The organism is Gordonia sp. (in: high G+C Gram-positive bacteria) (assembly GCF_052106715.1).
Classification (GTDB): Bacteria; Actinomycetota; Actinomycetes; order Mycobacteriales; family Mycobacteriaceae; genus Gordonia.
On record NZ_JBQEDL010000022.1, the window covers coordinates 26,662 to 52,678 of the forward strand.

Here is a 26,017-nt window from a genome sequence, read left to right on the forward strand (position 1 = left end):
CGGAGAGTCGGGAACGTCGGACGTGGATGCTAGGCGGGCGCGGGGTCGGACGCGTCGCGCTCGCCGTCCGGGTCGTCGGGGGCGCGACACGAGTGTTCGAGCCACAGTGCGGTGGCCGCCAAGAGCACACCGCCGATCGCACCGACGATGGCGGCGGGTCGGTCAGCGCGCGCCGCGTCGAGAACGCCGTTCGTCATCAAGAACACGAGGATTCCGACCCAACCGCCTGCCGCGATCGCTCCGAGGATCGCCGACGCCTTACCGAGCACCATCACACGGGCCACCGCGATCGGATGCAGTTGCCCTCGTGCGCGGCCGATGTCACGTCCGGCGACGCGAGCGCGCACGATGAACCCGATGACGAACTCGATCGCCGCCAGCAAGTACAAGAAGACGCCCGCAGGCCACGGCAACGACGGGAATGCGCCGTAGTTGTAGCGGATCAGGATCCACAGCGCGACCGCCGCGACGAGCGCGATGATCACGAGATCCCGGACCTTGGTCATGCCGAGGCGGTCGTCCTCGTCGCCGGGGGTCCGACCGCCGGGAACCGGATCGTCGGGACCCGGTCTGCGCGCCGTCATCGCAGGGCCTCCGCTCGTCGGACGCCTGCTACCTCGGCGCCGTCCAAATCGGCGATCAGGTCGACGACCCTGCGTCGCTCCCCTTCGATTGCAAGCTCCGCATCTGGATCGATCTGCAGCCACGGGACCAGCACGAACGCTCGCTGTCCGGCGCGCGGATGCGGCAGGGTCAGTTCCGGGTCATCGGAGGTCACCGGTTCGCCGTCGACGTCGACGTGGACAACGTCCACGTCCAGGGTTCGCGGACCCCACCGAACGTCACGGACCCGGCCTGCGGCACGCTCGCACTCTCGGCAGAATTCGAGCCACTCTCGCGGTGTCCGATCCCCTGCCACGATGAGCGTGACATTGACGAAATCGTCCTGTTCGACGCCGCCCCACGGCGCGGTCCGATAGACGTCCGACGTCGCGACCAGATCGTCGCCCGCAGCGTCGAGAACCGACCGAAGGAGACCGACGCTGTCGCCGATGTTCGACCCCGCAGACAACACCGCCCGGGACGTCATCACGCCCCGCGAGGCTTCCGCGAACGACGAGTCACGACAGCGACGTCGTCGAACGTCAACGGAATCGGTGCCGACGGCTTGTGCACGGTCACCTCGCACGCACAGGCCCGATCCTCGTGCGCCATGATCGCGTCGGCGATCTCGCCGCCGACTGTCTCGATGAGGTCGCGCGACGGGCCGGCCACGACGTCGTGCGCCAACTGCGCGAGAACACCGTAGTCGACGGTGTCGGCCAGATCGTCGCTGCGCGCCGCATCCTGCAGGTCGATCCACAGCGTCACGTCGACGACGAACTCCTGTCCGTCGCGTTTCTCGTAGTCGAAGACCCCGTGATTGCCGCGGACGTGCAGGCCGCGCAACTCGATCCGGTCAGCCATGGCTTCCTCTCCGTCCTCCGCGTCGCCATGCGGCGGCCACCTCGATCGCATCCCTGCTCGCGGCCACGTCGTGCACACGCACGCCCCAGGCGCCGCCTGCCGCCGACAGAGCGGAGACCGCAGCGGTCGCCACCTCGCGTCCGGCCGGCGGACGGTCCACGCCGTCTGCGGCCAGCAGCGAGCCGAGGAATCGTTTACGGGATGCACCGATGAGGACCGGGAAACCCAGTCCGACGAGCGTCGGAAGTGCATGCAGCAACGCCCAGTTGTGCTCAGCGGTCTTAGCGAAGCCGAGGCCGGGATCCAAGATGATGAGGTCGGGGTCGACGCCCGCGGCGACCGCTGCGTCCACCTGCCCGAGTAGTTCACCGGATACCTCGGCGACGACGTCCCGGTAGCCGCCCTCGTCTTCGACCCGATGTGTGAAGTGCCGGTCGGTCGTCGGCTCGTCGCCCGCCGGCCGCCAATGCATGAGGACCCACGGGGCTTTCGTGTCGGCGATGACTCGGCCCATGTCGACGTCCGCCCGTCCGCCGGACACATCGTTGACGATGCCTGCCCCGGCTTCCAGTGCTGCTGCCGCGACCGACGCACGCATGGTGTCCACCGAGACCCGCACGCCCTCCGCGGCCAGTGCGGCGATCACCGGCGTCACACGCTCGACTTCAGTACCCGAATCGACGCGAATCGCACCGGGTCGAGTCGACTCGCCTCCGACGTCCACGATGTCCGCCCCTGCGGCAGCCAATTCGAGTCCGTGCCGCACCGCGTCGTCGACGTCGAGATACCGTCCGCCGTCCGAGAACGAATCGGCGGTCACGTTCAGCACCCCCATCACAAGGGTGCGATCGAGATCCCGGCCCGCCATCACCGCGTGATCAGGTCCAGAGCTTCGCCGCGGGAGACCGCGCTCGTCTTGAACAGCCCACGCACCGCCGACGTCGTAGTGGTCGCGCCGGGCTTGCGGATCCCGCGCATCGCCATGCACAGATGCTCGGCCTCGATGACGACGATGACGCCGCGCGGGTCGAGTCTGCGCACCAACGCATCGGCGATCTGGCTGGTGAGACGTTCCTGCACCTGCGGTCGCTTCGCGTACAGATCGACGACGCGAGCGAGCTTCGAGAGGCCGGTCACTTGGCCGGACTCGCCCGGAATGTAACCGACGTGCGCGACGCCACGGAACGAGACCAGGTGGTGCTCGCATGTCGAGTACATCGGGATGTCTTTCACGAGGACCAATTCGTCGTGGCCTTCGTCGAAGACCGTCGCGAGGACCTCGTCGGGCTCGGTGTACAGACCGGCGAACATCTCCCGATATGCGTTGGCCACCCGGTGCGGTGTCCGCTTGAGTCCTTCGCGCTCGGGGTCCTCGCCGATCGCGATCAGCAGTTCACGGACGGCCGCTTCGGCACGCGCCTGATCGAACTCGCCGATCGAACCACCGCTGCGGTCGATCCGGTCTATCCCGACCTGCACATCGTCGGCACGCGTCATCGTCGCTCCTCACCCGTCTGATCCGCGGGCCCCTGCGACTCCTCTGGAGGCCAGCCCGGCGCAGACCAGTCCCGCGGGGCGCCGTAATCCGGTCGCGTACCCGGGTATTGATACCCCGGCGCCGGCTGCTGACCGCTCTGAGGAGCGTCTTGCTGGGGATTAGCGTTCTGGGGTTGCCCGTACTGCGGTTGTCCATACTGGGGCTGACCATACTGCGGCTGTCCATACTGGGGCTGACCGTACTGGGGCTGACCGTACTGGGGCTGCGCATACTGCGGCTGACCGTACTGCGGCTGCCCGTATGGAGGCTGCTGGGGCTGACCGTATTGGGGAGCACCGTTCTGCGGCTGCTCGTTCTCGGGGTGTCCGTACTGGGGCGGAACCGGAACACCGTTCGGCTGCGCGCCGTTCGCATCCTGCCAGGTCGGTTCCGGCTTGACGGTCTCGGGAACCGGGGGCCACGGCTCACCGCGCTCGACCGCCAACTCGCCCGGAGTCTTGATCGGCGGTTTGGTGCTCGGCGTCCGATCACCGAAGACGTCGAACTTGGTGATGCGCGGCCGCTTGTCGACGCCGTCGAGAATCTTCTCGAGATCCTTGCGGACCAGCGTCTCCTTCTCCAACAGTGCACCGGCCAGTACGTCGAGGACGTCCCGATAGTCGTTCAGGATGGCCCAGGCCTCGGTGTGCGCAGCCTCGATGAGCTCGCGGACCTCGGCGTCGATCTCGGCTGCCACGCCCGACGAGTACTCGACGGTGTTGCCCATCCCGCGACCCATGAACGGGTCGCCCTGCTCCTGGCCGTACCGGACGGCGCCGAGCTTCGCGCTCATGCCGTACTCGGTGACCATGGCTCGCGCGATCTTCGTGGCCTGGTCGATGTCCGAGCTCGCACCGGTGGTGGGCTCGTGGAAGACGAGTTCCTCCGCAGCACGGCCACCCATCGCCATGACCAGTCGCGCCACCATCTCCGAGCGAGTCATCAGATCCTTGTCCTGCTCGGGGACCGCCAGCGCGTGACCGCCGGTCCGTCCACGGGCCAGGATCGTGACCTTGTAGATCGGGTCGAGATCGGGCATCGCCCACGCGGCCAGTGTGTGACCGCTCTCGTGATAGGCGACGGTCTTCTTCTCCTGCTCGCTGATGATCCGGCTCTTGCGGCGCGGGCCGCCGACCACTCGGTCGACCGCCTCCTCGAGGATCTCGCCGGTGATCACGTTCTTGTGTTCGCGAGCGGTGAGGAGCGCGGCCTCGTTGATGACGTTCGCCAGGTCGGCGCCCGACATCCCTGGAGTGCGCTTGCCGAGCCCGTCGAGGTCGGCGTCCGGCGCGATCGGCTTGCCCTTGGCGTGGACCGCGAGGATCGCCTTACGACCGGCGATATCCGGGTTCGAGACGGGGATCTGCCGATCGAAACGACCCGGACGCAACAGTGCCGGGTCGAGGATGTCGGGTCGGTTGGTCGCCGCCATCACGATGACGCCCGCGCGTTCACCGAATCCGTCCATCTCGACGAGCAGTTGGTTGAGGGTCTGCTCGCGTTCGTCGTGGCCGCCGCCCATGCCCGCGCCGCGCTGGCGGCCGACGGCGTCGATCTCGTCGACGAAGATGATGCAGGGACTGTTCTCCTTAGCCTGCTCGAACATGTCGCGTACACGGGACGCACCGACACCGACGAACATCTCGACGAAGTCCGATCCGGAGATCGCGTAGAACGGGACGCCCGCCTCGCCTGCGACGGCGCGCGCCAGGAGGGTCTTACCGGTTCCGGGCGGTCCGTAGAGGAGGACGCCCTTCGGGATCTTCGCGCCGAGTGCCTGGTAGCGAGCCGGGTTCTGCAGGAAGTCGCGGATCTCGTCGAGTTCCTCGACGGCCTCGTCGGCGCCCGCGACGTCAGCGAACGTCGTCTTAGGCATGTCCTTGGTGAGTTGCTTGGCCTTGGACTTGCCGAAGCCCATCACGCCGCCGCGTCCGCCGCCCTGGACTCGACTCATCAAGAAGAAGAACAGACCGAACAGGATCAGCATCGGCAGGACGAAGATGAGGATCGACTGCCAGATCCCCGAATCCTTGGTGATGTTCGTCTGGTAGGTCTGCGCGCCCGAATCCTGCACGGCGGTGAAGATCCGCGGCATCACCCCGGACGGGTACTGAGTGGTCACCTTGGTCTGTTCGGCGTCGTCGACCTTGATCGGCTTCTTGAGCTCGAGTCGCAGACGTTGTTCACGGTCGTCGATCTGTGCCGACTTCACGTTCTTCTGGTCGAGTTGCGTCATCGCGACCGAGGTGTCGATGCCCGCGTATTCGCGGTCGGAGTTCCGCAGCACGCTCCAGCCCCAGAGGGCGAGCAGGATCACGGCCACGATGGCCAGGTTGCGGAACAGTTTCTTACGGTTCATGGATATTCGCGTGAGGGTGCTCGACGCGGAACGGCGAGAGCGCCGGGCCGTGCCACTGAACCCCTAGTCCTTCCCGTCGACTGACGAATACGAGGCTACAGGTCAACGTTCGAGGACCCGTCGTTGTTCCCCCTGCGTGACACCTGGTCGGAGTCCACGGTTCTACTCGGAGTAGACGTCCGGGTGGAGGGTGCCGATGTACGGCAGATCGCGGTATCGCTCGGCGTAGTCGAGTCCGTAGCCGACGACGAACTCGTTGCCGACGTCGAAGCCGACGTCCGCGACGTCGATGACGGCACGCATCGCGTCGGGCTTGCGCAGCAGAGTGACGACCTCGAGCGACCGCGGGGAACGAGTCGCGAGGTTCTTCATCAGCCACGACAGGGTGAGTCCGGAGTCGATGACGTCCTCGACGATCAAAACGTCCCGGTCGGCGATGTCCCGATCCAGGTCTTTGAGGATCCGAACGACGCCCGACGACGACGTCGACGATCCGTAGCTCGACACCGCCATGAACTCCATCTGAGACGGAATCGGCAGTGCGCGAGCAAAATCAGTCATGAACATGATCGCACCTTTGAGGACGCCGACGAGGACGAGGTCTTCCTCGGCGTCCTTGTACCGTTCGCCGACGGCCTGCGCCATCTCGACCGTGCGTGCGTGTATCTGTCCCTCGTCGATCAGGACGGATTCGATGTCTCCGCCGTAACCGCTTTCCGAACCCAAGCCGTTGTCGTCGCGTGCCACGCCGTCTAGCTTGTCACGCCTGCGCCGACAAGGAGACATCGGCTCCCGAGCTCTCGGCGCACGGCGTCCGAGCATGACGGCACCGTCATCGCGGAATGCGTCTCGCCTGTAGCTCCCGAGCGCGCCTCGCTACGACGAGCCGACTGCGCGAGTCGCCGCCGATCGCGATCGGCCCCTGCCCGTGCCACTCGTCGATCAGGGCGTCCACCGACCGCACGACGCGGTAGGTCGGAGCGTCGACGCCGACGGACTGCAGCCAGAGTCGGACGACACGGGTGCGGATCGCGGGCGCGTCGCGCAGCAGAGTGTCGACGTCGAGACAGTCCCCGCTCCGTGCACCGTCAAGTCTGCGTGCGGCGATCGCGTCGAGTGCGTCCGCGTCGTCGGAGAGTTGTATCGCCGTCCGCGCCAACGCCTGCGCCACTCCCCCGGACAGCACGTCTTCGAGGAGCGGCAGCACTTCGCCGCGAACGCGGACGCGTGTGAATCGCGGGTCGTCATTGTGCGGGTCGTCCCACACCGGAAGGCCCCAGCCGACACACGCAGCGCGGGTCTGTGCGCGGCGGACCCCCAGCAGCGGACGCCCCCACGGCTCCGACCACTCCCGCATGCCCGCGAGCGAGCGCGCGCCCGCCCCTCGGCCGAGGCCGAGGAGGACGGTCTCCGCTTGATCGTCGAGCGTGTGGCCGAGCAGGACCGGCCTGCCGGCTCGCGCCGTGTCGAGAGCGCCGTACCGCGCGTCTCGTGCCGCGGCCTCGGTTCCGCCCGGACCGTCGACCGTGACCGATACGACCTCGGCCGTCGCGCCGAGATCGCAGGCCGTCTCCGCCGCGTCCCGAGCGGCCTGAGCCGCCCCCTCCTGCAGCCGGTGATCGACGACGATCGCATGGACGTTCAGCCCTGCACGCAACGTTGCCGCGGTCAGCGCGAGCGAGTCCGCGCCGCCGGAGAGTCCGACGCAGACGTGATCGGCGTGCAAATGCTTCGCCGCGAAAGCACGGACCGCAGAGACCAGTGCGCGCTCCGCCGCGCTCCCGCTGCTGCTGTCGCTGGTCGAGCGGGGGCTCACAGCACTCGGGAGATCCATGCGCTCGGGTCGTCGATCTCGTTCGCGAGAGGCAGGGTCTCAGGCGAAGTCCAGATCGTGTTGAAGCGTTCCATGCCGACAGTCCCGACGACCTCGTCGACGAACGCCTTGCCGCGCACGTACTGGGCGATCTTGGCGTCCATTCCGATCAGGGCGCGGATCAGCCGCTGCAATGGGTTCCGCGGTCCGGACCGGCGAGCGTCGAACGCCTTGCGGATGGCGTCGACGGTCGGGACATGGGCCGGGCCGACGGCGTCCATCACGTGGTCGGCGTGCCCTTCGAGCAGGGTGCCGAGCAACAGCATTCGTTCGAACGCCGCGAACTGCTCCGGCGACTGCAGAAGCTGCATCAGGCCGATCACGCCCTTCTCACGGGGCTTGCCGCCGCGCAGGCTCTCGGTGACTCGGCCGAGCATCTCGGTCACCGAGTCCTCGTCGCCGTCGGCCAGACCCGCGACGTTGTCGCGCATGTATCCGGCGAGCCACGGGTTCGCCGAGAATTGGACACGATGGGTTACCTCGTGAAGGCACACCCAGTAACGGAAATCCGACGGCACCACGCGCAACTGCCGTTCCACGCCGATGATGTTCGGCGCCACCAACAGCAGGACTCCGGGCTCCCCGGTCTCCGGGTCGACGCTGAACGGGTCGTACTGGCCGAGGATCGCGCTGGACAGAAATGCGAGCATCCCGCCTGCTTGCACACCGGCGAGCTTCGCCGACCAGCCGGTCGCGGACTCCGCATCGTCGGCCATCATCGCGGGCATCGAGTCGGCGGCGGCGTCGATCCAGCCTGCTCGATCGACGACGCGGGCACTCGGCACGGGCAGGCCGTCGGCCAGTCCGGTCACTTCGCGAACCGGTGACTCGGCGCGTACTGCGGCGTCGATGAGCTCGACGCGGGCCTGCACACTCGTGTACCGGGTGATCCGGGGCCCGGGTCGGGCCACCTTGCGCCCGACCGACGCCGCCGTCGCCCAGTCGATGTCGACGGGGAGCGCCTCACTCGACGAGGCGTCGTCCGATGTCGTCGGCGTGTCCTGGGCTGTCACAGCTGTCTGCATCGATGCTCCTGATTCTGCGGTCTCGTCAACCACGGCAACCGCACTCCCGGAGGGCGCCTGCGACCTGGTCGACCGCAGGACGCGCGTCCTCCGGAGACGTGCCGCCGGACATCAATGCGAACGACAGCACACGGCCGTCGACGGTCTGCACTATCCCGGTCAACGATGTGACGCCCGTCAGTGTTCCTGTCTTGGCTCGTACCCACCCCGCTCCCGCGTTGTCCTTGGGATCGAATCGGTCGGCGAGGGTGCCGGTTCCGCCCGCGACGGGCAGTGTGTCGAGCAGGGACCGCAGTTTCGCCGAGTTGTCTCCGGCGACCGTCGCCGACATCACCTGGTCGAGGACCGCCGCAGGTACCTTGTCGCCGTACGAGAGCCCCGAGGTGTCGCGCAGGGCGACGTCGCCGACGTCGAATCCGGCCTTTCCGAGCGCGGCGAGAACCGCGTCGACTCCGCCGGACAGGCTCGGCTCGCGTCCGGTCGCCTCCGCGAGTTCCACCGACAACATCTCGGCAAGGACGTTGTCGCTGAACCGCATCATGTCGCCGACCCGGGTCACCAACGGCGCCGATTGGACGGTGGCGACGGTCCGAGCGCCGGACGGGACATCGACCGACTTGACCTCGGAGTGCACGTCCAGTGCATCGGCGAGGGCGCGACCGGCGTCGGCTGCGGGATCGTCGGTGCGCGGCGAGTACTCGTCGAGAGGGTCGCGTCGCCCGGCATCGGCCATCAGCGACGACAACGGTGCGATGTCGCCACCTTCGATGTCGCGTTTGTCCCAGGTCCGATCCATGTTCGGCCCTTCGAAACCCGGAGTCGCGTACGCGACCGACGTGATTCGCTGCCCTGATGCCCGGACCTGATCGGCGAGGTCGGCGATTCGGGCGGGATCGGTGTAGAACGTCTCATCGTCCTCACCCGCCGTCGCGAGCGTCGGATCACCGGCGCCGACGAGCACCGCTTGACCGTCGTCGCCGAGCACGACCTTCGTAGTGATCGTCTTATCGTGCGGGAGGGTCAGCAGGACGGCCGCCGCGGTGAGGATCTTCGCGTTGGACGCCGGCGTGCGCGCCTCGCCCGCCCCGTCTCCCCACAGCACGGCTCCGGTGGTCGGATCGGAGACCTGCCCGGTGAACTCGCCGAGCGCCTTGTCCTTGACCGGCTCGGCCAGCTGCTTGCGCACTCCGGCTGCGGTCGGCGTCGGCGCGTTCGACGGCACGGGCTTGATGACCGGGGCGACCGCGACCGGCGACGGCTGCGCGGGCGTGCCGTCGGGCACCGGGTCGGATCGGTGTGTATAGGCCCACCAACCTGCGACTCCGCCGCCCGCGAGCAGTACGACAAGGACGATGACGAGGGCGATGCGCAAGCCTCGGCGACGCCGCTTCGGCGGCTGCGAGGCAGGCGGGACCACCATCGGTGGTGTCGGCTGGGCCACGGAACCTCCGGTCTGGGGACTGCACGGAACAGAACTAACAGTATCGTTGTGTCCCGTTGCACGTGTCTGTCGCCGGTCGCGCACCGTCGACTGTGACGTTGAGTCTTAGACGAGAAGGAGTCAGAACGCATGGAATTCGAAGTCACCATCGAGATCCCCAAGGGTGCTCGCAACAAGTACGAGATCGACCACGAGACCGGCAAAGTCTACTTGGATCGGTACCTGTACACGTCGATGGGTTACCCGGCCGACTACGGGTACATCGACCACACCCTCGGCGAGGACGGCGACCCTCTCGACGCGATGGTCCTGCTACCCGAGTCCGTCTACCCGGGGGTCATTGTGAAATCGCGCATCGTCGGCATGTACCGGATGACTGACGAGGCAGGCGGAGACGACAAACTGCTGGCCGTCCCGGCAGGCGACCCACGCTGGGATGCCATCGAGGACATCAGCGACGTCAACGAGTTCGAGCTGAAGGCGATCGCGCACTTCTTCGAGCGCTACAAGGATCTGGAGCCGGGTAAGTCGGTCACTCCGGGCGGTTGGGTCGGGAAGGACGAGGCCCTCAAGGTCGCGCAGGCCGCCGTGGAGCGCTACAGCGCCTGATCATCCTCGAAGCGGGCCACGCCCACTTCGCGACGCTCGCTCATTGAACGGGCCGTGTACACAGTTCCCGCGGAATCACTTCCGTTGGAACCTGGTACACGGCCCGTTCTATGCACTGCCTGCCGATCACTCCTGGGCCGGGATCTCCGACTCCTCGTCGGGCTTCGGAGCTCGAGTCCGCAGCGGGACCTCGGTCCACGTGACGGTGCCGATGATCGACAGCAACGACAGGATCGAGACCGATAGGAACACCTTGTCCATCGAGTCGGCAAAACCCTGTCTGATCGGATGTGAGATGTCGTCGGGCAACTTCTCGATGATCGTCGTGTCCGACATGACGCTGCTCGTGTCGGTCGCGTCGCCCGCCGCGTTGTCCTGACCGGCCGCGGCGAGCGCCCTCCCGAATCCGGCGACGTCCTGGTCGTCGCTACGGGCGGCTTCGACGACGGCGGCCTTGAACTCGGGGTGCTTCGCGGCCTCGGTCATCTCCTCGGTGATGTTGACGCCCATCGTCGAGAACAGCAGGGAGAAGAACACGGCGACACCGAGGGTCCCGCCGATCTGGCGGAAGAACGTCGCGGTACCGGTCGCCATACCGACGTCACGCATCGGCAGGATGTTCTGCATCGCCAGCATCATCGGCTGCATCAGGTTGCCCAGACCGAAGCCGAGACCGGCGGCCGCGAGCATCACGAGGTAGAGCGGTGTCTGCGTACTCACGAAGTGCAGCGCAAACGCCATCGCAGTGATCAGGACGGACCCGATGATCGGGTAGATCTTGTAGCGGCCGGTCCGCGAGATCAACTGGCCCGACAGGATCGATGCCGACATCATCCCGAGCACCATCGGGAGCATCTGCAGGCCGGCCACCATGGGGCTTGACCCGCGGAGCACCTGGAAGTACTGCGGCAACATCGAGATGCCGCCGAACATCACCGCGCCGACGACCACCGAGATCGCCACGCCCTGACTGAAGATTCGGTTGGAGAAGACGCGCAACGGGATGATCGCCTCGTCGCCCATTGCCCTCTCGACGAGAATGAAGGCTACGAGCCCGGCCAGGCCGATCGCGTAACAGATGATCGCCGCACCCGACGTCCACCCCCATTCGCGCCCCTGCTCGGCGACGATGAGCACGGGCGCAACGGTGACGGCCACTGCGGTGGCGCCCCAGTAGTCGGTGCGGTGACCCACGAGTCTCTGCTGAGGGTAGTTGAGCACCTTGTATACGACGCCGAGCGCGATGACGCCGATCGGCACGTTCACCAGGAACACCCACCGCCATCCGGAGACTCCAATGATCTGGTCCGCCCCCGCGAAGAGGCCGCCGAGCACCGGGCCGAGCACGCTCGAGGTCCCGAACACTGCGAGGAAGTAGCCCTGGTACTTCGCCCGCTCGCGCGGTGGCACGATGTCGGCGATGGTCGTGAGCGCCAGCGTCATCAGACCGCCCGCTCCCAAGCCCTGCACCGCGCGGAACGCCGCCAACTCGTACATCGACGTCGCCATGCTGCATGCGAGAGAACCGATGATGAAGATCGTGATCGCCGCCAGGAAGAACGGCTTTCGCCCGTAGATGTCCGACAGCTTGCCGTAGAGCGGCGTAACGATCGTCGATGTCACCAGGTACGCGGTGGTCACCCACGCCTGCATGTCGTACCCGTTCAGGTCGTCGGCGATCGTTCGGATCGCCGTCGACACGATGGTCTGGTCGAGTGCTGCCAAGAACATGCCGATCATCAGACCGGCCAGCACGGTAAGGATCTGACGATGCGTCAGTCCCCTGCCGGGTAAGTCCCCGGGGGTGGAGTCCGTCATTTCTGGTCGCCTTTCGCGTCTTCTGTGGCCGTGTGCGCTTCGACCGAGTCGACGAACCGGGTGAGGAGTTCGGCGAACGTGCCGAAGTCCGCGTCTGGCCAGTCGGCGACGAACGAGCCGATGACCTGACGTCTCCGCGCCGACAGTTCGCCGACCCGTTCGATCCCCTCGCCGGTCAGTTCGAGCAGGCACGCCCTCCCGTCGTCCGGATCTGGCTCACGTCGAACCAGGCCGTCCTCGACCAGACGAGCGACATGTCTGCTCGTCGTCGACGTGTCGGCAGACATCGCCGCCGCGAGTTCACTCGTCCGGATCGGGCCGTGACGCAACACGAACAGCGCCCGCTTGGCCGCGGTCTCCGAACCGCCGTCTGACGCGGAGGCTGCTCGCGCACGGATCCGAACGAGTTTGCCCAACGCCAGAAACACGTCATCGATGTGTTCCGCCGACGGCATCGCCCCTCCATTTACTTGCGCACTACAACTAACTGCCGGTCAAGGATGACTACCGTCCGCCCCGTCGGCAACCCCGCCGAAAGCGACCGAAACACGCGTATGCACCCATGACGGGCGTGATTCCCGACAGATCGGGCCCCAGACGACAGCAAGAAGGGCCGGATGTGTGTCCATCGACACGCATCCGGCCCTCGTCGAACCCCGTCAGTGGTGCGGCGTCGCCAATTCCGCGAGCGCCGCCAGAAGTCGGTCGACGTCGTCGGATCCGACACCTACTCCGAAACTGGCACGCACCGCACCGTCGGGGTATCCGAGCTTGGCGAGCAGCGGGTGCGCGCAGAACTTTCCGTCACGTACACCGATGCCGTGCTGCGTGCTGAGATACTCGGCCACCTGACGCGGCGAGTAGCCGTCGACGACGAAGCTGGCGATGCCCACGCGGCCGTAGGCATCGTCGAAGACCCGTAGCGGGCGGACATGCGGCAATGCGTCGAGGCCGTCGTCGAGACGGCGCACCAGGGTTTCCTCATGTTCACCGATGCGCTCGAACCCGATGTCCCACAACGCTTCGGCGGCGGCAGCGATCGAGACAGCGCCGAGCACGTTCGGCGATCCGGCCTCGTGTCGAGCGGCCCCGGTATGCCAGTCGGTGTGGTCGAGGTCCACGGCAGCGCTCGCGCCGCCGCCCGCGAGGTACGGCTCCGCGGCGTCGAGCCAGTCCGAACGTCCGACGAGCACGCCTGCACCGAACGGCGCATACAACTTGTGCCCGGAGAACACCAGGTAGTCGATACCGAAGCTGGCGATCGAGACGGCGCGGTGCGGGACGAGCTGAGCTCCGTCGACGAGGATCCGTGCGCCGTGCCGGTGCGCCAGCCCAGCGAGCCTGGCGATCGGCAGAACCTCTCCGGTCACGTTCGACGCCGCGGTAACCGCGAGGAGCGAGGTAGGCGCTGCGGCGAGTTCGGCGTCCAACGCGAAGATCGTCTCGTCCACGGTGGGCTTCGACGACACGACGCGCACGCGGCCCGCCCTTGCCCACGGCAGCAGGTTCGCGTGGTGCTCGATGTCGAGGACCACGACGTCGCCGGGGGTGATGGACGCGGCGAGATTGATCGAGTCGGTGGTGTTGCGGGTGAACACCACGGTGTCGTCGGCGCGCCCGCCCACGAACGCGCGGACCGTCTCCCGCGCCTGCTCGTAACGGGCGGTGGTGATCTGGGACAGATGCCCGGCACCGCGGTGAACGCTCGCGTACTCGGTGAGTGCATTCGCTGTCTGTTCGGCCACCGAGGTGAGCGCGGGCGCGGACGCCGCATAGTCCAGGTTGGCATACGGCAAGGGGGCAGATCCGGCGATCGGCACCGTGACGTCGGCGCCAATCACCGACGCGAGGGCGCCGATATGAGTCCAGCGGCAAACGGGTGCATCGAGAACAGCGGTCATGACAAGACTCCTTGAGGTTCCACACTTGCCTGCGTCGGTCGACGCGGGCCGGGTCGTCACCCGGAGCACCCCACCGTGGCGGAGGGTTGCTGTCCAGCGAGCCGGGGCTTGTCGCTGGTACTCGTGACCCGTGCACAACGTTCCCCTACCGTCGCCGTTCAGTCGAGGGTTAAATGCACGGTGCGCGCAATCGCCGTCATTCGGTCGGTGTCGACGCCGCTCCGTGCACCACACCGGGCGGATAGAGTCGTGGGTACTGATCCGGCGTCGCCCGACGGCGCCCCTGACTGACGTGGAAGGCCGAACCGTGACGAATCCCTGGGGCCCGAACGCCCAGCGACCCGGTTACCCTCCCCCGCAGCAGTTCTCGCCCCAACAGGGTCCATCCCAGCAACACCCATCCCAGCAGGGTCCGCCGCAGCAATACCCACCGCAGCAGGGCCCACCCCAGCAATACCCGCCCCAGCAATACCCACCGCAGCAATACCCACCGCAGCAATACGCCCCCTACCCCCAGAACTTTCAGAACCCGTATCCGCCGTTGCCGCCCCGCAAGTCCCGGACCGGGCTGTTGGTTGCGGGAGTGGCCGTGATCGCTGTCGCGGTGGTCGGTGTCGTCCTGCTCGTCGTCGCGCCGTGGAGTTCGGACGACTCCGACGAGGCGCACCACGAGACGGTGGCCCTCGGCCACGGTGTGAGCGTCGACGTCGACGTCCCCGCCGGCTGGCGGATCGAGACCGGCGACTTCAACGGATCGCAGTCGCTGATGCTCGTCCCGGAGTCCGACGACCGCTCGATCGCCCAGGTAGACGACGACGGCGATGCCATGGATGACGGCAAGGACGCCGAGCCCATCCACGCGATGATCGGTCTGGCCGACACGTGCGGAGCCCAGTTCAGTGATCTGACGGCCGGCCAGTGGCGTCCCGACTCGGGCCACGACCGGAACGACAAGGCCGAGACCTACCGCCACAGCGCGGTGACTCGGGTCGACAAGACCTACTGCTTCCAGCTCGTCGGCATCGACTTCGGCAGGTCGACGGTGACGGTCGAGTCCACCGCATCCGACCTGGCACGGAAGCTCGTCGCCGACGAATCGATCACCGCGGCCAAGGCCGCCTGACCTCACCGAGCTGAACGGAGACACCATGGGCATCATCGACAGGATGCGCGGAGAACTCGTCGACATCATCGAATGGGTCGACGATTCGCGCTCGACCCTCGCGTGGCGGTTCCCGCGCTACAACAACGAGATCAAGAACGGTGCGCAGCTGATCGTGCGCGAGGGCCAACAGGCCGTCTTCGTCTACCGCGGGCAGCTCGCCGACTCGTTCGCGCCCGGGCACTACGAGCTGACCACCGAGAACCTGCCGATCATGAGCACGATCCAGGGGTGGAAGCACGGGTTCAACAGCCCTTTCCGCAGCGAGGTCTACTTCATCAACCGTCGGCCGGTCACCGACCTCCGGTGGGGCACCCCGAACCCGATCACCTTGCGGGACCCCGATTTCGGGATGGTTCAGGTCCGCGCCAACGGCCTGTGCGTCATTCGGATCGCCGATCCGGCGATCTTCTTGCGAGAGGTGATCGGCGCCGACAGTCAGGTGAACGCCGACGAGATCGCCGAACTTCTGCGCCGGGTCATCTCGACGGCGTTCTCGGACATGATCCTCGAGACCGGCGTCGGCGCCATTGACCTACAGGGCAAGCAGGTCGAGTTGAGCGACAAGTTGCGCGAATACGTTCAGACGCGCGTCGACGACGAGTTCGGCCTCCACGTCGACTCGGTCACCATGAACATCTCGCTGCCCGACGAGATCACCGAGGCGATGACCCGCGGTGTGGCTCGCGGTGTCGAGGAACGCGGATTCCTCAACAACGTCGGCGACCTCAACCAGTATCAGCAGGGGAAGGCAGCCGACTCGATGCTCGCCGCCGCACAGAATCCGGGCGGCGGCGCGATGGGCGACATGATGGGTGCGGGCATGGGTCTGGCGATGGCAGGACAGTTCGCGAACCAGTTCAACCAGCAGCAACAGCAGCCGTCGTCGAGCGGCCCGCCACCGATTCCGACTGCGCAGACGTTCCACATCGAGCAGAACGGTGCGGCCGCCGGCCCCTACACCGTCGACCAGTTGCGTGGCTCGATCACCCCGACGACCCTCGTCTGGGCGACCGGCATGGCCGCATGGACGGCAGCCGGTCAGGTCGCGGCGCTCGCGCCGCTCTTCGCACCGTCGGGTCCGCCGCCGCTGCCGTCTCAGGAGCCGCCTGCATCGCCCGCACCTCCCGCACCGCCGACTCCGCCCACTCAGTGACATGACGCAGCCGCCTCCGTTACCGCCGCAAGACCCCCACCCCCATCCACAGAACGCACAGCCGCAGGGACCGCCGCCGTTGCCCGCGCAGGGCCAGCCGTCTCCGACGCCGCATGTGCCGAGCGCGTCCGATCGGGCTCGGCAGCACGTCACCGAGCAGACCCGCACGTATCCGTGTGGGTCGTGCGGTGCTCCGCTGACGTTCTCCCCGGAACGGCAGGATCTGTCGTGTGGGGCATGCGGTCGGGCGTACCCGATCGAACTCGACCCCGCGGCCGTCATCGTCAAACATGACCTCCAGACGGCGATGTCTGAGCTCGCGGCGGGATCCGTCGGGCTCGCGTCGGTCGGCGGCGACGAGCACGAGGTCCTCTGCCAGTCCTGCGGGGGTCGGACCATCTTCAACGGCAGCCTCACCGCGACCCGGTGTCCGTACTGTGCGACGCCCATCCAACGGGACGACGTCCAGAACTCGCCCGAGCGGTTCGCACTCGACGCGATCGTGCCGTTGCACGTCGGCGAACCGCAGGCGCGGGAGTCGATCGAGAAATGGATCAACAGCCGGTGGTTCGCGCCGCGCGAGTTCAAGAAGTACCGGACACTCGGATCGTTCACGAGCGTGTACCTCTCCTACTACTCGTACGACGCCGACACCACGACGAGCTATCACGGGCAGCGTGGCGACACGTACACGGTTGTCGTCGGATCCGGCGAGAATCGGCATACCGAGACCCGCATCCGGTGGCGCCCCGCGTCGGGCGTCGTCCGCAACAACATCCGTGATCTGCCGGAACTATCGAATACGGGAATGGACGGGTCACGGATCCGCGACCTGGAACCGTGGCCGATCCAAGCCGCTGTTCCGTATACGCCGGAGTTCGTGGCGGGCCATCTGTCACGGACGTACGACCGGGACCCACAGGACGTCTTCTCCCGGAATGCGCGCCCTCGCATCGACGATCAGATCGATTTCAGCATCCGCCGCGACATCGGCGGTGACCACCAGCGCATCGGCAACAAGAACACCGCGTACGGGATGCTGCAGTTCATGTATCTGCTGCTGCCGATGTGGCTGCTCACGGTCAATTACGACGGCAAGCCGTTCCAGGTGTTCGTCAACGGCCTCACCGGCGAAGTCCAGGGTGACCGACCCTGGAGCAAGGTGAAGATCGCGGCCGCCGTGATCGCGGGAATCGTCGTCGCCTGCGTGCTCGCCTACCTGATCTGGGGAAGACAGTGAACCAGTGCAGTTCACGGAATCGGAGACCCGCATGACGACCGTCGCAATCCTGCTCTTGGTGATCGTCCTACTCGTCGTCATCGGCGCGGGTGTGTTCGTGTTCTCGCTCGCACGGTCATCGAAGTCGGCTATGGCGGCGAACGCCGCCATTCCCGGGGTCGACGTCGCGGTACCCGCATCGTGGGGCGGCTCGCACGATCCGGAGGCCCGCCTGCACCGACGTATCCGTGACGCGGTGAGAGCCCTCGACGACACGATCGGTATGAGCGGAGTCGCGCAGATCGACGACAGAGCCCGCCTGATGGTGTCGGCGCAAGAACTCGACCAACGTCTGGTGACGATCTGGTCGCTGCCCGCATCGGCGAAGCAGCAGCCGTTGGCCGAGGTCGAGGATGCCGTTGCAGCCCTCGAGGCGTCGGCCGCATCGGTCGCGCTCGAACCAGGCGACGGTGCGGTGAGACGGGCGCAGGACACTGCGGGCGGTATCGCCGACCGTGCTGCACCGCCGACTGCTCCACCCGTGCCGGACGTCACGTCCCAACAGCCCGCCGAGCGTCATGATCGGGAGGATCCGCCGAGTAACCTGGCGGAGTGATTCTCCCGAGTTCCCTGTTCGCGACCGCAGACGCCTCGTGGCGGGGCACCGGCCGGCTCGGTGAGTTCTCGACGGTCGATGCGGCCCGCGAAGCACTGGCTTCGGGTTCGGTCAGCGCGGTCACCGGCGCTTTCGGTTTCACTCCGTCCGGCGACGCCGCTCTCATCGCACCGGAGTCGTTCGACGTCGTCGCTCGCGCGGGCTCGCCCGCTGCGCCCGCACCACTGTCGCCGCTACCGGCCCGCATCGCGTCATCGTCGACGACACCTGCCGCCGATCACGCCGAGCGCGTGCGGTCGGCTCTCACCGCGATCGACAGCGGCCGGGTGGAGAAGGTCGTGCTGGCCCGTGCCGCCGAGTTGACGTTCGACCGGCCGATCGATCCCATCGACTTGTTCGGACGCTTCGCCGCCGGGGCCACCACGTCGACGACTGCGTTCGCCGTACCGCTGGACCCCGCTGCCGGACGGCGCGGGCGCTGGTTGATCGGCGCCAGTCCCGAACTACTGGTCCGACGGTCCGGCCGTGTCGTCACCTGCCACCCGTTCGCGGGCACCGCACCGCGCGGTGTCGGCCCCGAGACGGACCGGGCCGCAGTGGAGCGCTTGCGTACGTCCGATAAGGACTTGCGCGAACACGCCTTCGTCGTCGACTCGATCGTCGCCGCGCTGTCGCCGCTGTGTCGCGAACTGATCGTGCCAGACGAACCCCGGATCGAGTCGACACCAACGGTCTGGCATTTGGCGACGCCGATCCGCGGCGAGCTCGCCGACGAGTCCGTCACCGCCCTCGATCTCGCCGCCTTGCTGTCCCCGACGCCCGCGGTCTGCGGGACACCGCGCGACCAGGCAGCCGCGCTCATCGCCGATCTCGAAGGCTCCCGCGACTTCTATGCGGGCGCCGTCGGCTGGTGCGACGCCGCAGGCGACGGCCAGTGGACTGTGTCGATCCGTTGCCTCGAACTCGACGCCGACCACACCGGTGTCACGACGTGGGCCGGCGGCGGCATCGTCGCAGGCTCGGACCCCGATGCAGAGGTCGCCGAAACCGACGCGAAGTTCCGCACGGTCTTGGGCACTCTCGGCCTCGACTGACGGCCGCAGCTCAGCCCAGCGCGGCGTCCAGGTCCCGAATCAGGTCGTCGGCCGCTTCGAGACCGACCGAGAGGCGGACCATCGAATCGGTCAGGCCGATGCCTGCACGGCCTTCGGGCCCCATCGCGCGGTGCGTGGTGGTCGCCGGATGCGTGATCAGGCTCTTCGCATCGCCGAGGTTGTTGGAGATGTCGATGACGCTGAGTCCGTTGAGGACTTCGAAAGCGCGTTCCTTGCCGGTCTGAGCCGGGCTTCCCGCCAACTCGAACGTGATGACGGTGCCGCCGCCGGACATCTGGGACGTCGCGAGGTCGAACTGCGGGTGCGACGGCAGGAACGGGTAGATCGTGCGCGCGACGCGCGGGTCGGCGTCGAGGAACTCGGCGATCCGGAGAGCGGCCGACACCGATTGGTCGAGCCGGATCTTCATCGTTTCGAGGCCTTTGAGCATCACCCACGCGCTGAACGGGCTCAACGCGGGACCGGTATGCCGCATCAACTCGCGGACCGGCCCCTGGATGTATTCCTCGGTGCCGAGGATCGCCCCGCCCATCACGCGGCCCTGGCCGTCGATGTGCTTGGTTCCCGAATACACGATGACGTCGACTCCGAGTTCCAGACCGCGCTGCAGCAGCGGCGTCGCGAACACGTTGTCGAGCACCACTTTCGCTCCGGCAGCGTGTGCCATCTCGGCCACCTTGTGGATGTCGACGACCGCCTGCATCGGGTTCGACGGCGTCTCGAAGAACACCGCATCTGCCGGCTCGGACAGCGCCGCCTCCCATTGTGCGAGATCGTCACCGTCGACGAAGACGGTCTCGACGCCCCACGACGGCAGGATCTCGTTGCAGATCACGAAGCACGAGCCGAACAGGCTTCGGGCGGCGACCAGACGCGAGCCGTTCTTCAACAGGGCGCCGAGCGCCACGAACACGGCCGCCATACCGCTCGCCGTCGCGAAGCACGCCTCGGTGCCCTCGATCTGACGCAGTCGCTCCTGGAACATCGCGACGGTCGGATTTCCGTACCTGCTGTAGACGAAGCGCTCGTCTTCACCGGTGAACGCGCGCTCGGCGGCCTCCGCGGACTCGTACACGTAACCGCTGTTGAGGTAGAGGGCTTCGGACGTCTCGAAGAAGCCGGACCGCATGAGGCCGCCCCGCACCGCGACGGTCTCCGGCGACACCCAATCTGGAAGTTCGTTGCTCACTGTTCGCTGCTCCTCTACGACTGTCGCCAGGGAAGTTCTTGCGCCCGCCACCCGACGGAACCACGATGCCCGGACGCGTCCACGGCGCCCTCGAAACCGTCCAGCACGTTGTACGACGCGCCGATCCCGGCGGCTGTCGCCGCCTCTGCGGCACCGATGGACCGCTGGCCCGATCGACACAGGAAGAGGACTTCGTCCTCGTCGGTGATTCCCGCAGACCGGAGGTCGTCGACGAACTGGGGATTGCGGGCGCCGTCGGGGAAGTCGACCCACTCGACGAACACCGTCTGCTTGCCGAGGGGGCTCACGTCCGGGACGCCGACGAAGCTCCACTCCGCCCGGGTCCGACAGTCGACGAGAACGGCTCGCGGGTTGTCGGTCAGCCGATCCCACGCCTCGCGTGGGGTGATGTCGCCTGCGTAGGTCACGATGCGCACACCTTCCAGTCGTCGCCTTGTTTGACGACGATCAGATCCGTCGTCGTCTTCTTGTCTTCAGTGTTCTCGCGGTGCTCATGGACAGTGACGGCCGCGCGCGAGCCGGTCACCTCGACATCCATCTCGGGGACGACGACCTTCCCGTCACGTTCGAGCGGTCCCCGGTTGGCTTCGGCGAACTGCGCCGCGGTCGGGAAATCCTTCGACGCGACGTTCGCCTCGCACTGAGCGCTGCGGTACAGGTCGTAGTTGAGCGAGTTCCGGGCGCTGTACAGGTCGTTGACCACGTACTGCACCTTCGTGTCCTCGCTGACGCGCTCCTCGGACGGGCGGACAAGGTGCGACAGCGCGATCCATGCGACGACGACCACGATGAGAACGAACGCGATGATGAACGGCAGAGCCGCCCGCCACGACCGGGGTTCGTGTTCGGGGTTCGGCGGGTCGTCCTGTGGTGCAGGGTCGGCTGGCTTCGCGCTCATGACTTCCGAGTCTATGACCTGTCTGTTCTGGGCGCGCAACGCGTCTGCCCTGGCACGACGACGGCACACGGCGCGCCACGCGTCAAGAGTTTCGATCACCGCCCGCCTACTGAGGTTCGCCTCACTTACAGATTTTGGTCCGGCACGCCCACGATTTAACGTAGAGGGGACAAGGTTCCATAAAGCTGAGGAAAACACGAGCTCATGACTGACACCAACCGCCCGTTGCGGGTCGCGATCGTCGGCGCCGGACCGGCTGGCATCTACTGCGCGGACGCCCTGATGAAGTCGGACACCGCAGGCGAGCGCGGCGTGAGCATCGACCTCTACGAACGCATGCCCGCACCATTCGGGCTGATCCGTTACGGCGTCGCGCCCGACCACCCGCGCATCAAGGGGATCATCAACGCCCTGCACAAGGTGCTCGACAAGCCGCAGGTGCGCTTGCTCGGCAACATCGACTACGGCACCGACGTCACGCTGGCCGATCTGCGCAAGCACTACGACGCCGTCGTGTTCTCGACCGGCGCCACCGACGACCGCGGCATGAAGATCCCGGGTGTCGACCTCGAGCGCAGTTACGGCGCAGGCGAGTTCGTCGCCTGGTACGACGGCCACCCGGACTTCTCCCGCACCTGGCCGTTGGACGAGGAGAAGGTCGCCGTCATCGGTGTCGGCAACGTCGCCCTCGACGTGGCCCGCGTGCTCGCCAAGACCGGTGACGAACTGCTCCCCACCGAGATCCCGGACAACGTCTACGAAGGCCTCAAGGCCAACAAGGCGATCGAGGTCCACGTGTTCGGTCGGCGGGGCCCCGCACAGGCCAAGTTCACTCCGCTCGAACTCAAGGAACTCGATCACTCGCCGAACATCGAGGTCATCGTCGACCCCGAAGACATCGAGTACGACGAGGGCTCCGCCGTCGCTCGACGCAGCAGCAAGATCACCGACCAGGTCGCGACGATCATCGAGAACTACGCGATCCGCGAGCCGAAGCAGGACGCGATCCACAAGCTGTTCCTGCACTTCTTCGAGAACCCGGTCGAGGTGCTCGGCGAGGACGGGAAGGTCGTCGGTCTGCGCACCGAGCGCACCGAATTGGACGGCACCGGCAATGTGAAGCCGACCGGCCAGGTCCGCGAGTGGGACGTCACGGCGATCTACCGTGCGGTCGGCTACCTGTCGGACAACCTCCCGGAGATTCCGTTCGATGATCAGGCCGGCGTGATCCCGAACGAGGCAGGCCGCGTATTCGACGACGGCAAGCATCTGACCGGGCTGTACACGACGGGCTGGATCAAGCGCGGTCCAGTCGGTCTCATCGGCCACACCAAAGGCGATGCGAATGAGACCGTCGAGTGCATCCTCGAGGACATGAAAGCCGACACGCTCAACACACCCGAGACGCCCGAGGAGGATGCGATCGTCGCACTCCTGGAAGAGCGCGGCGTCCCGTTCACCACGTGGGACGGTTGGTACCGCCTCGACGAACACGAGCGCGCTCTCGGCGCCGCGGTGGGCCGCGAGCGCATCAAGGTCGTCGAGCGCGACGACATGCTGGCCGCTGCGGAGCCGCACAAGATTCAGAAGTAGCGGCTCCGCGCAGGGGTCCCCTACAAAGATCCGCCCCGACACATCGTGTCGGGGCGGATCCTTTTCTCGTTGCTACTCGTCGGAGGTATCGGCATTCGGCGGCTCGACGATCTTCGCGTTGTCCCCGCCCTTGGGCGCGGCCCGGCGGACATTCTGCCAGAATCCTGCGTTGTTCAGCGGGTTCTCGACCTGCTCGCTGATGGTGTAGCCGGAGATCGAGGACGGCCAGCAGCCCTTCCACTTGGTGGAGAACAGGACCGCGGTCTGGCCCTTCTGCAGATCGCCGACCTTGGTCTTGCGTTCCTTGCTCGCCGGAACCCACTTGGTCGGACCGCCGAACTCGGTGACGGTCACCTTGTGCATGGTGAAGTCCCCGGTGTTCGTCACGCCCATCCAGCGGTGCATCTGCCACTGCGGGCCGTCGGACCAGTTGGGGCCCCACGCCTTGAAAGTGCAGTTCACGCCGCCGATGATCTGGAGGTCACCGGGATCGGCAGCATGCGCCTGCGGAGCTGCGACGAGGGTACCGGCGCCGACGGCGCCGACTGCGGCGATACTCGCCGCTGCACGTGTCAGGGTCTTCCTCATGTTGAATACCTTTCGTTTCACCTAGCCGCAATACGTTGTGAATCGCAGCGCGTAGACGGAGTCTTCTTTCACCCTTACCCGTCTATCGATGGTTCAACATGTAGGTGTTACCGAATTGTTCAGTAAATGCTCAGGATCAGTGTCCTGGCGGCCCTTGGGGATGCGGTGGCCGAGGTCCCGGAGCAGGACCTTGCTGAGCAGGACCTTGTTGAGCAGGACCTTGCGGGGGCCGTCCTTGCGGAGGCGGCCCCTGCGGTCGCGGACCTGCCGGACCGGTCGGGCCCGGGCCGGGCCGGCCGGGCCCCGGGCGCCTCAGATGAGGAGGCGGAGGCCCAGGATGTGGACGCGGCGCGGGCGGAGGCCCGGGGTGCGTGCCCCGAGGCGGTGCTGGAACAGGCGCGGGCGGAACAGTCGCGGGCGACGGCCTGCGGTCGGGTCGGGGAATGGCGGCGGTCTTCCCGTCGCTCGTTATCGCATCTGCCGCGTCCGCGTCGGCGTCGGCGAGCAACGGCTGAACGGTCTCGGCTGCCCAGGTGGCTTTCTGGCGCGCGATCTCGGTGTCGGGTCCCGTCGCCACTGCGACACCCATCCTGCGTCGCGCGAAGCTCTCGGGCTTGCCGAACAGTCGGATGTCGACGGCCGGATCCGCCAGCGCCTCGGCGACACCCGCGAACTTGATCGCTTCGGCGTCGTGGCGGCCGTAGATCACCGCGGATGCGCCCGGGGCCACCGCCCCGGTGTCGACAGGCAGTCCAAGGACTGCGCGGGCGTGGAGCTCGAACTCGGACAGATGCTGCGACGCCATCGTCACCAGGCCGGTGTCGTGCGGCCGTGGACTGACTTCGGAGAAGTACACCTCGTCGCCGTGGACGAACAGTTCCACGCCGAACACGCCGCGACCACTGAACTCGCTGCGCCCGGACCCCATCGCCGTGGCAATCCGCGCTGCGATCGAACGTGCTGTGCCGTAGGCGGTCTCGCTCATCGGCTGCGGCTGCCAACTCTCGACATAGTCGCCGGATACCTGGCGGTGGCCGATCGGATCGCAGAAGTAGGTCGCGAGCTCGCCCGTCTCTTGATCGATGGCACGCACGGTGAGCAGCGTGATCTCGTAGTCGAAGTCGACGAAGCCTTCGACTATCACCCGGTCGTTGTTTACTCGCGCCCCGGAGCGGGCCGCCTCCCACGCCGCATCGACGTCGTCGGGTCCCTCCAGAACGCTCTGCCCCTTTCCGGACGACGACATGACGGGCTTCACCACGCACGGATAGCCGACGCTCTCGACCGCCCGACGCATCTCCTCGAGCGATCCGGCGAACAGGTACGGCGACGTCGGCAGCCCGAGTTCTTCGTCGGCCAGGCGACGGATCCGTTCACGGTTCAACGTCGCCGACACGGCTTTGGCACTCGGGATCACTTCGGCGACACCATCACGTTCGACGTCTTCGAGGGCCTCCGTGGCGATCGCTTCGATCTCCGGGAGCACATAGTGCGGATCGTGTTTGTCGATCACGGCGCGCACCTGCGCCGCGTCGGTCATGTCGATCACTTCGGCGTGGTGCGCCACCTGGTGCGCAGGCGCGTCGGCGTAGCGATCCACGGCGACGACTTCCACACCGAACCGTTGCAGTGCGATCGTCACCTCCTTACCGAGTTCGCCGGAGCCGAGAAGGAGCACTCTGACCGCACTGGGGCTCAGCGGGGTACCGATCACCGTTAACGACATGCTTCCAGTTTACGGGCCCAGATCGGCGACGCGGCCCACGCACCGTTCGGGCGACCTACGCTGAACCGCATGAGCGTTCCGCCGAGTCCCGACATACAGATCACGTTCGACGCCCACGATCCACGCGGCCTCTCCCAATTCTGGTGCGCCGCCCTCGGCTACGTCGTTCCCGGGCCGCCAGGCGTTGATTCCGACCCCGACGATCCGTTCGCTGCCTGGGACGAGTTCCTGGCAAGAGCAGGTATTCCGGTCGAGCAGTGGAACTCCAATTCGGCTGCTGAAGATCCCGCCGGCGTTCGGTCCCGCCTCTTCTTCCAACAGGTCCCCGAAGGCAAAGTCGCGAAGAATCGCATCCACTTGGATGTGCGTGCTGCTCCCGGCCTCGTCGGTGACGAGCGGATGTCGACGCTCGAAGCGCGCGCCGCCGCCCTCGTAGCGCTCGGTGCGTCGCGAACTCGTCGCGTAGAGCCCGCTCCCCCGATGGGGCACGGCCACATCGTCATGGCCGATCCAGAAGGGAACGAATTCTGTCTGGACTGAGAGCCCGACTGCTGGTCGTGCCTCATTCACCGCTGGTCGAGCGGAGTCGAGACCCAAACCGCCGGGCGGGCGAAATAGAGACCCCCGTCCACGAGCAAACGGTCTACACAACCCACCCCCCGCGCCCGGGGAGGGGCGACCCGCGGGGAATTATGCACGAACAG

26 protein-coding genes and 1 riboswitch are annotated in these 26,017 nt (G+C 66.8%); of the genes, 8 read left to right on the top strand and 18 right to left on the bottom strand.

Annotation, left to right across the window (positions count from 1 at the left end; all coding sequences use genetic code 11):
- Positions 1-29 precede the first annotated feature (29 nt).
- The 10 genes from ACTIMF_RS12315 to dacB all read right to left on the bottom strand — a co-directional run bounded on the left by ACTIMF_RS12315 (position 30) and on the right by dacB (position 9,681).
- Positions 30-584, bottom strand: a complete 555-nt coding sequence (locus ACTIMF_RS12315) for a DUF3180 domain-containing protein (protein WP_442350584.1) — start codon at positions 582-584, stop codon at positions 30-32.
- Positions 581-1,090 carry a 2-amino-4-hydroxy-6-hydroxymethyldihydropteridine diphosphokinase gene (gene folK / locus ACTIMF_RS12320; protein ID WP_442350623.1) on the bottom strand — a complete coding sequence of 170 codons (510 nt, stop codon included), beginning with the start codon at positions 1,088-1,090 and terminating at the stop codon, positions 581-583. Before folK ends, ACTIMF_RS12315 begins: the two co-directional genes overlap by 4 nt.
- On the bottom strand, positions 1,090-1,467 hold the full coding sequence (folB, locus tag ACTIMF_RS12325; RefSeq protein ID WP_442350585.1) for a dihydroneopterin aldolase: 378 nt from the start codon (positions 1,465-1,467) through the stop codon (positions 1,090-1,092). Before folB ends, folK begins: the two co-directional genes overlap by 1 nt.
- Positions 1,460-2,335, bottom strand: a complete 876-nt coding sequence (gene folP, locus ACTIMF_RS12330; protein ID WP_442350586.1) for a dihydropteroate synthase — start codon at positions 2,333-2,335, stop codon at positions 1,460-1,462. Before folP ends, folB begins: the two co-directional genes overlap by 8 nt.
- Positions 2,335-2,964, bottom strand: a complete 630-nt coding sequence (folE, locus tag ACTIMF_RS12335) for a GTP cyclohydrolase I FolE (protein WP_442350587.1) — start codon at positions 2,962-2,964, stop codon at positions 2,335-2,337. Before folE ends, folP begins: the two co-directional genes overlap by 1 nt.
- Positions 2,961-5,363, bottom strand: a complete 2,403-nt coding sequence (gene ftsH, locus ACTIMF_RS12340) for an ATP-dependent zinc metalloprotease FtsH (RefSeq protein WP_442350588.1) — start codon at positions 5,361-5,363, stop codon at positions 2,961-2,963. Before ftsH ends, folE begins: the two co-directional genes overlap by 4 nt.
- Before the next feature lie 162 nt (positions 5,364-5,525).
- Positions 5,526-6,110 carry a hypoxanthine phosphoribosyltransferase gene (gene hpt, locus ACTIMF_RS12345; RefSeq protein ID WP_442350589.1) on the bottom strand — a complete coding sequence of 195 codons (585 nt, stop codon included), beginning with the start codon at positions 6,108-6,110 and terminating at the stop codon, positions 5,526-5,528.
- 85 nt (positions 6,111-6,195) lie between these two features.
- On the bottom strand, positions 6,196-7,197 hold the full coding sequence (gene tilS / locus ACTIMF_RS12350) for a tRNA lysidine(34) synthetase TilS (RefSeq protein WP_442350590.1): 1,002 nt from the start codon (positions 7,195-7,197) through the stop codon (positions 6,196-6,198).
- The gene (locus ACTIMF_RS12355; RefSeq protein ID WP_442350624.1) at positions 7,176-8,261 is read right to left on the bottom strand and encodes a zinc-dependent metalloprotease; all 1,086 of its coding nucleotides are present in this window, start codon (positions 8,259-8,261) and stop codon (positions 7,176-7,178) included. Before ACTIMF_RS12355 ends, tilS begins: the two co-directional genes overlap by 22 nt.
- Positions 8,262-8,286: 25 nt before the next feature.
- Entirely contained in the window at positions 8,287-9,681 is a 1,395-nt protein-coding gene (gene dacB / locus ACTIMF_RS12360; RefSeq protein WP_442350625.1) for a D-alanyl-D-alanine carboxypeptidase/D-alanyl-D-alanine endopeptidase, read from the bottom strand.
- 150 nt (positions 9,682-9,831) lie between these two features.
- On the opposite strand from dacB, the gene ACTIMF_RS12365 reads away from it, so the two are divergent.
- Complete coding sequence (locus ACTIMF_RS12365) at positions 9,832-10,311, top strand: inorganic diphosphatase (protein ID WP_442350591.1); 480 nt, start codon at positions 9,832-9,834, stop codon at positions 10,309-10,311.
- Positions 10,312-10,437: 126 nt separating this feature from the next.
- On the opposite strand, the gene ACTIMF_RS12370 is transcribed toward ACTIMF_RS12365, so the two are convergent.
- The 3 genes from ACTIMF_RS12370 to ACTIMF_RS12380 form a co-directional block, all read right to left on the bottom strand.
- Complete coding sequence (locus ACTIMF_RS12370) at positions 10,438-12,129, bottom strand: MDR family MFS transporter (protein WP_442350592.1); 1,692 nt, start codon at positions 12,127-12,129, stop codon at positions 10,438-10,440.
- Positions 12,126-12,584 carry a MarR family winged helix-turn-helix transcriptional regulator gene (locus ACTIMF_RS12375; protein WP_442350593.1) on the bottom strand — a complete coding sequence of 153 codons (459 nt, stop codon included), beginning with the start codon at positions 12,582-12,584 and terminating at the stop codon, positions 12,126-12,128. The genes ACTIMF_RS12370 and ACTIMF_RS12375 overlap by 4 nt, the downstream gene beginning before the upstream one ends.
- Before the next feature lie 204 nt (positions 12,585-12,788).
- A complete protein-coding gene (locus ACTIMF_RS12380; RefSeq protein ID WP_442350594.1) occupies positions 12,789-14,030 on the bottom strand; it encodes an aminotransferase class V-fold PLP-dependent enzyme in 1,242 nt (413 codons plus the stop codon).
- A gap of 16 nt (positions 14,031-14,046) precedes the next feature.
- Positions 14,047-14,159: riboswitch (SAM riboswitch) on the bottom strand.
- Positions 14,160-14,619: 460 nt separating this feature from the next.
- Between ACTIMF_RS12380 and ACTIMF_RS12385 the strand changes: the two genes are divergently transcribed.
- From ACTIMF_RS12385 to ACTIMF_RS12405, 5 genes are read left to right on the top strand one after another with little or no spacing between them, the layout of a single operon-like run.
- Entirely contained in the window at positions 14,620-15,153 is a 534-nt protein-coding gene (locus ACTIMF_RS12385; protein WP_442350595.1) for a hypothetical protein, read from the top strand.
- 25 nt (positions 15,154-15,178) lie between these two features.
- Positions 15,179-16,348, top strand: a complete 1,170-nt coding sequence (locus tag ACTIMF_RS12390) for an SPFH domain-containing protein (protein WP_442350596.1) — start codon at positions 15,179-15,181, stop codon at positions 16,346-16,348.
- 1 nt (position 16,349) lies between these two features.
- Positions 16,350-17,588, top strand: coding sequence for a Trm112 family protein (locus tag ACTIMF_RS12395; protein WP_442350597.1), 1,239 nt, complete (start codon positions 16,350-16,352; stop codon positions 17,586-17,588).
- 31 nt (positions 17,589-17,619) lie between these two features.
- Positions 17,620-18,183 carry a hypothetical protein gene (locus ACTIMF_RS12400; protein ID WP_442350598.1) on the top strand — a complete coding sequence of 188 codons (564 nt, stop codon included), beginning with the start codon at positions 17,620-17,622 and terminating at the stop codon, positions 18,181-18,183.
- Positions 18,180-19,277, top strand: a complete 1,098-nt coding sequence (locus ACTIMF_RS12405) for an isochorismate synthase (RefSeq protein WP_442350599.1) — start codon at positions 18,180-18,182, stop codon at positions 19,275-19,277. The genes ACTIMF_RS12400 and ACTIMF_RS12405 overlap by 4 nt, the downstream gene beginning before the upstream one ends.
- 10 nt (positions 19,278-19,287) lie before the next feature.
- On the opposite strand, the gene ACTIMF_RS12410 is transcribed toward ACTIMF_RS12405, so the two are convergent.
- Genes ACTIMF_RS12410 through ACTIMF_RS12420 form a run of 3 tightly spaced genes read right to left on the bottom strand, consistent with a single transcriptional unit; the run spans position 19,288 to position 21,406 of the window.
- A complete protein-coding gene (locus ACTIMF_RS12410; RefSeq protein ID WP_442350600.1) occupies positions 19,288-20,487 on the bottom strand; it encodes an O-succinylhomoserine sulfhydrylase in 1,200 nt (399 codons plus the stop codon).
- Between the two features lie 14 nt (positions 20,488-20,501).
- Positions 20,502-20,915, bottom strand: a complete 414-nt coding sequence (locus tag ACTIMF_RS12415) for a rhodanese-like domain-containing protein (RefSeq protein WP_442350626.1) — start codon at positions 20,913-20,915, stop codon at positions 20,502-20,504.
- The gene (locus ACTIMF_RS12420) at positions 20,912-21,406 is read right to left on the bottom strand and encodes an Rv0361 family membrane protein (protein ID WP_442350601.1); all 495 of its coding nucleotides are present in this window, start codon (positions 21,404-21,406) and stop codon (positions 20,912-20,914) included. The genes ACTIMF_RS12415 and ACTIMF_RS12420 overlap by 4 nt, the downstream gene beginning before the upstream one ends.
- A gap of 204 nt (positions 21,407-21,610) precedes the next feature.
- Between ACTIMF_RS12420 and ACTIMF_RS12425 the strand changes: the two genes are divergently transcribed.
- Positions 21,611-22,999, top strand: coding sequence for an FAD-dependent oxidoreductase (locus ACTIMF_RS12425; protein WP_442350602.1), 1,389 nt, complete (start codon positions 21,611-21,613; stop codon positions 22,997-22,999).
- A gap of 72 nt (positions 23,000-23,071) precedes the next feature.
- On the opposite strand, the gene ACTIMF_RS12430 is transcribed toward ACTIMF_RS12425, so the two are convergent.
- Positions 23,072-23,587, bottom strand: coding sequence for a hypothetical protein (locus tag ACTIMF_RS12430; protein ID WP_442350603.1), 516 nt, complete (start codon positions 23,585-23,587; stop codon positions 23,072-23,074).
- A gap of 136 nt (positions 23,588-23,723) precedes the next feature.
- Entirely contained in the window at positions 23,724-25,313 is a 1,590-nt protein-coding gene (gene purT, locus ACTIMF_RS12435) for a formate-dependent phosphoribosylglycinamide formyltransferase (protein ID WP_442350604.1), read from the bottom strand.
- A gap of 69 nt (positions 25,314-25,382) precedes the next feature.
- Between purT and ACTIMF_RS12440 the strand changes: the two genes are divergently transcribed.
- Positions 25,383-25,853 (top strand): VOC family protein, encoded by a 471-nt coding sequence (locus ACTIMF_RS12440; RefSeq protein WP_442350605.1) that lies wholly within the window; start codon positions 25,383-25,385, stop codon positions 25,851-25,853.
- Positions 25,854-26,017: the final 164 nt, after the last annotated feature.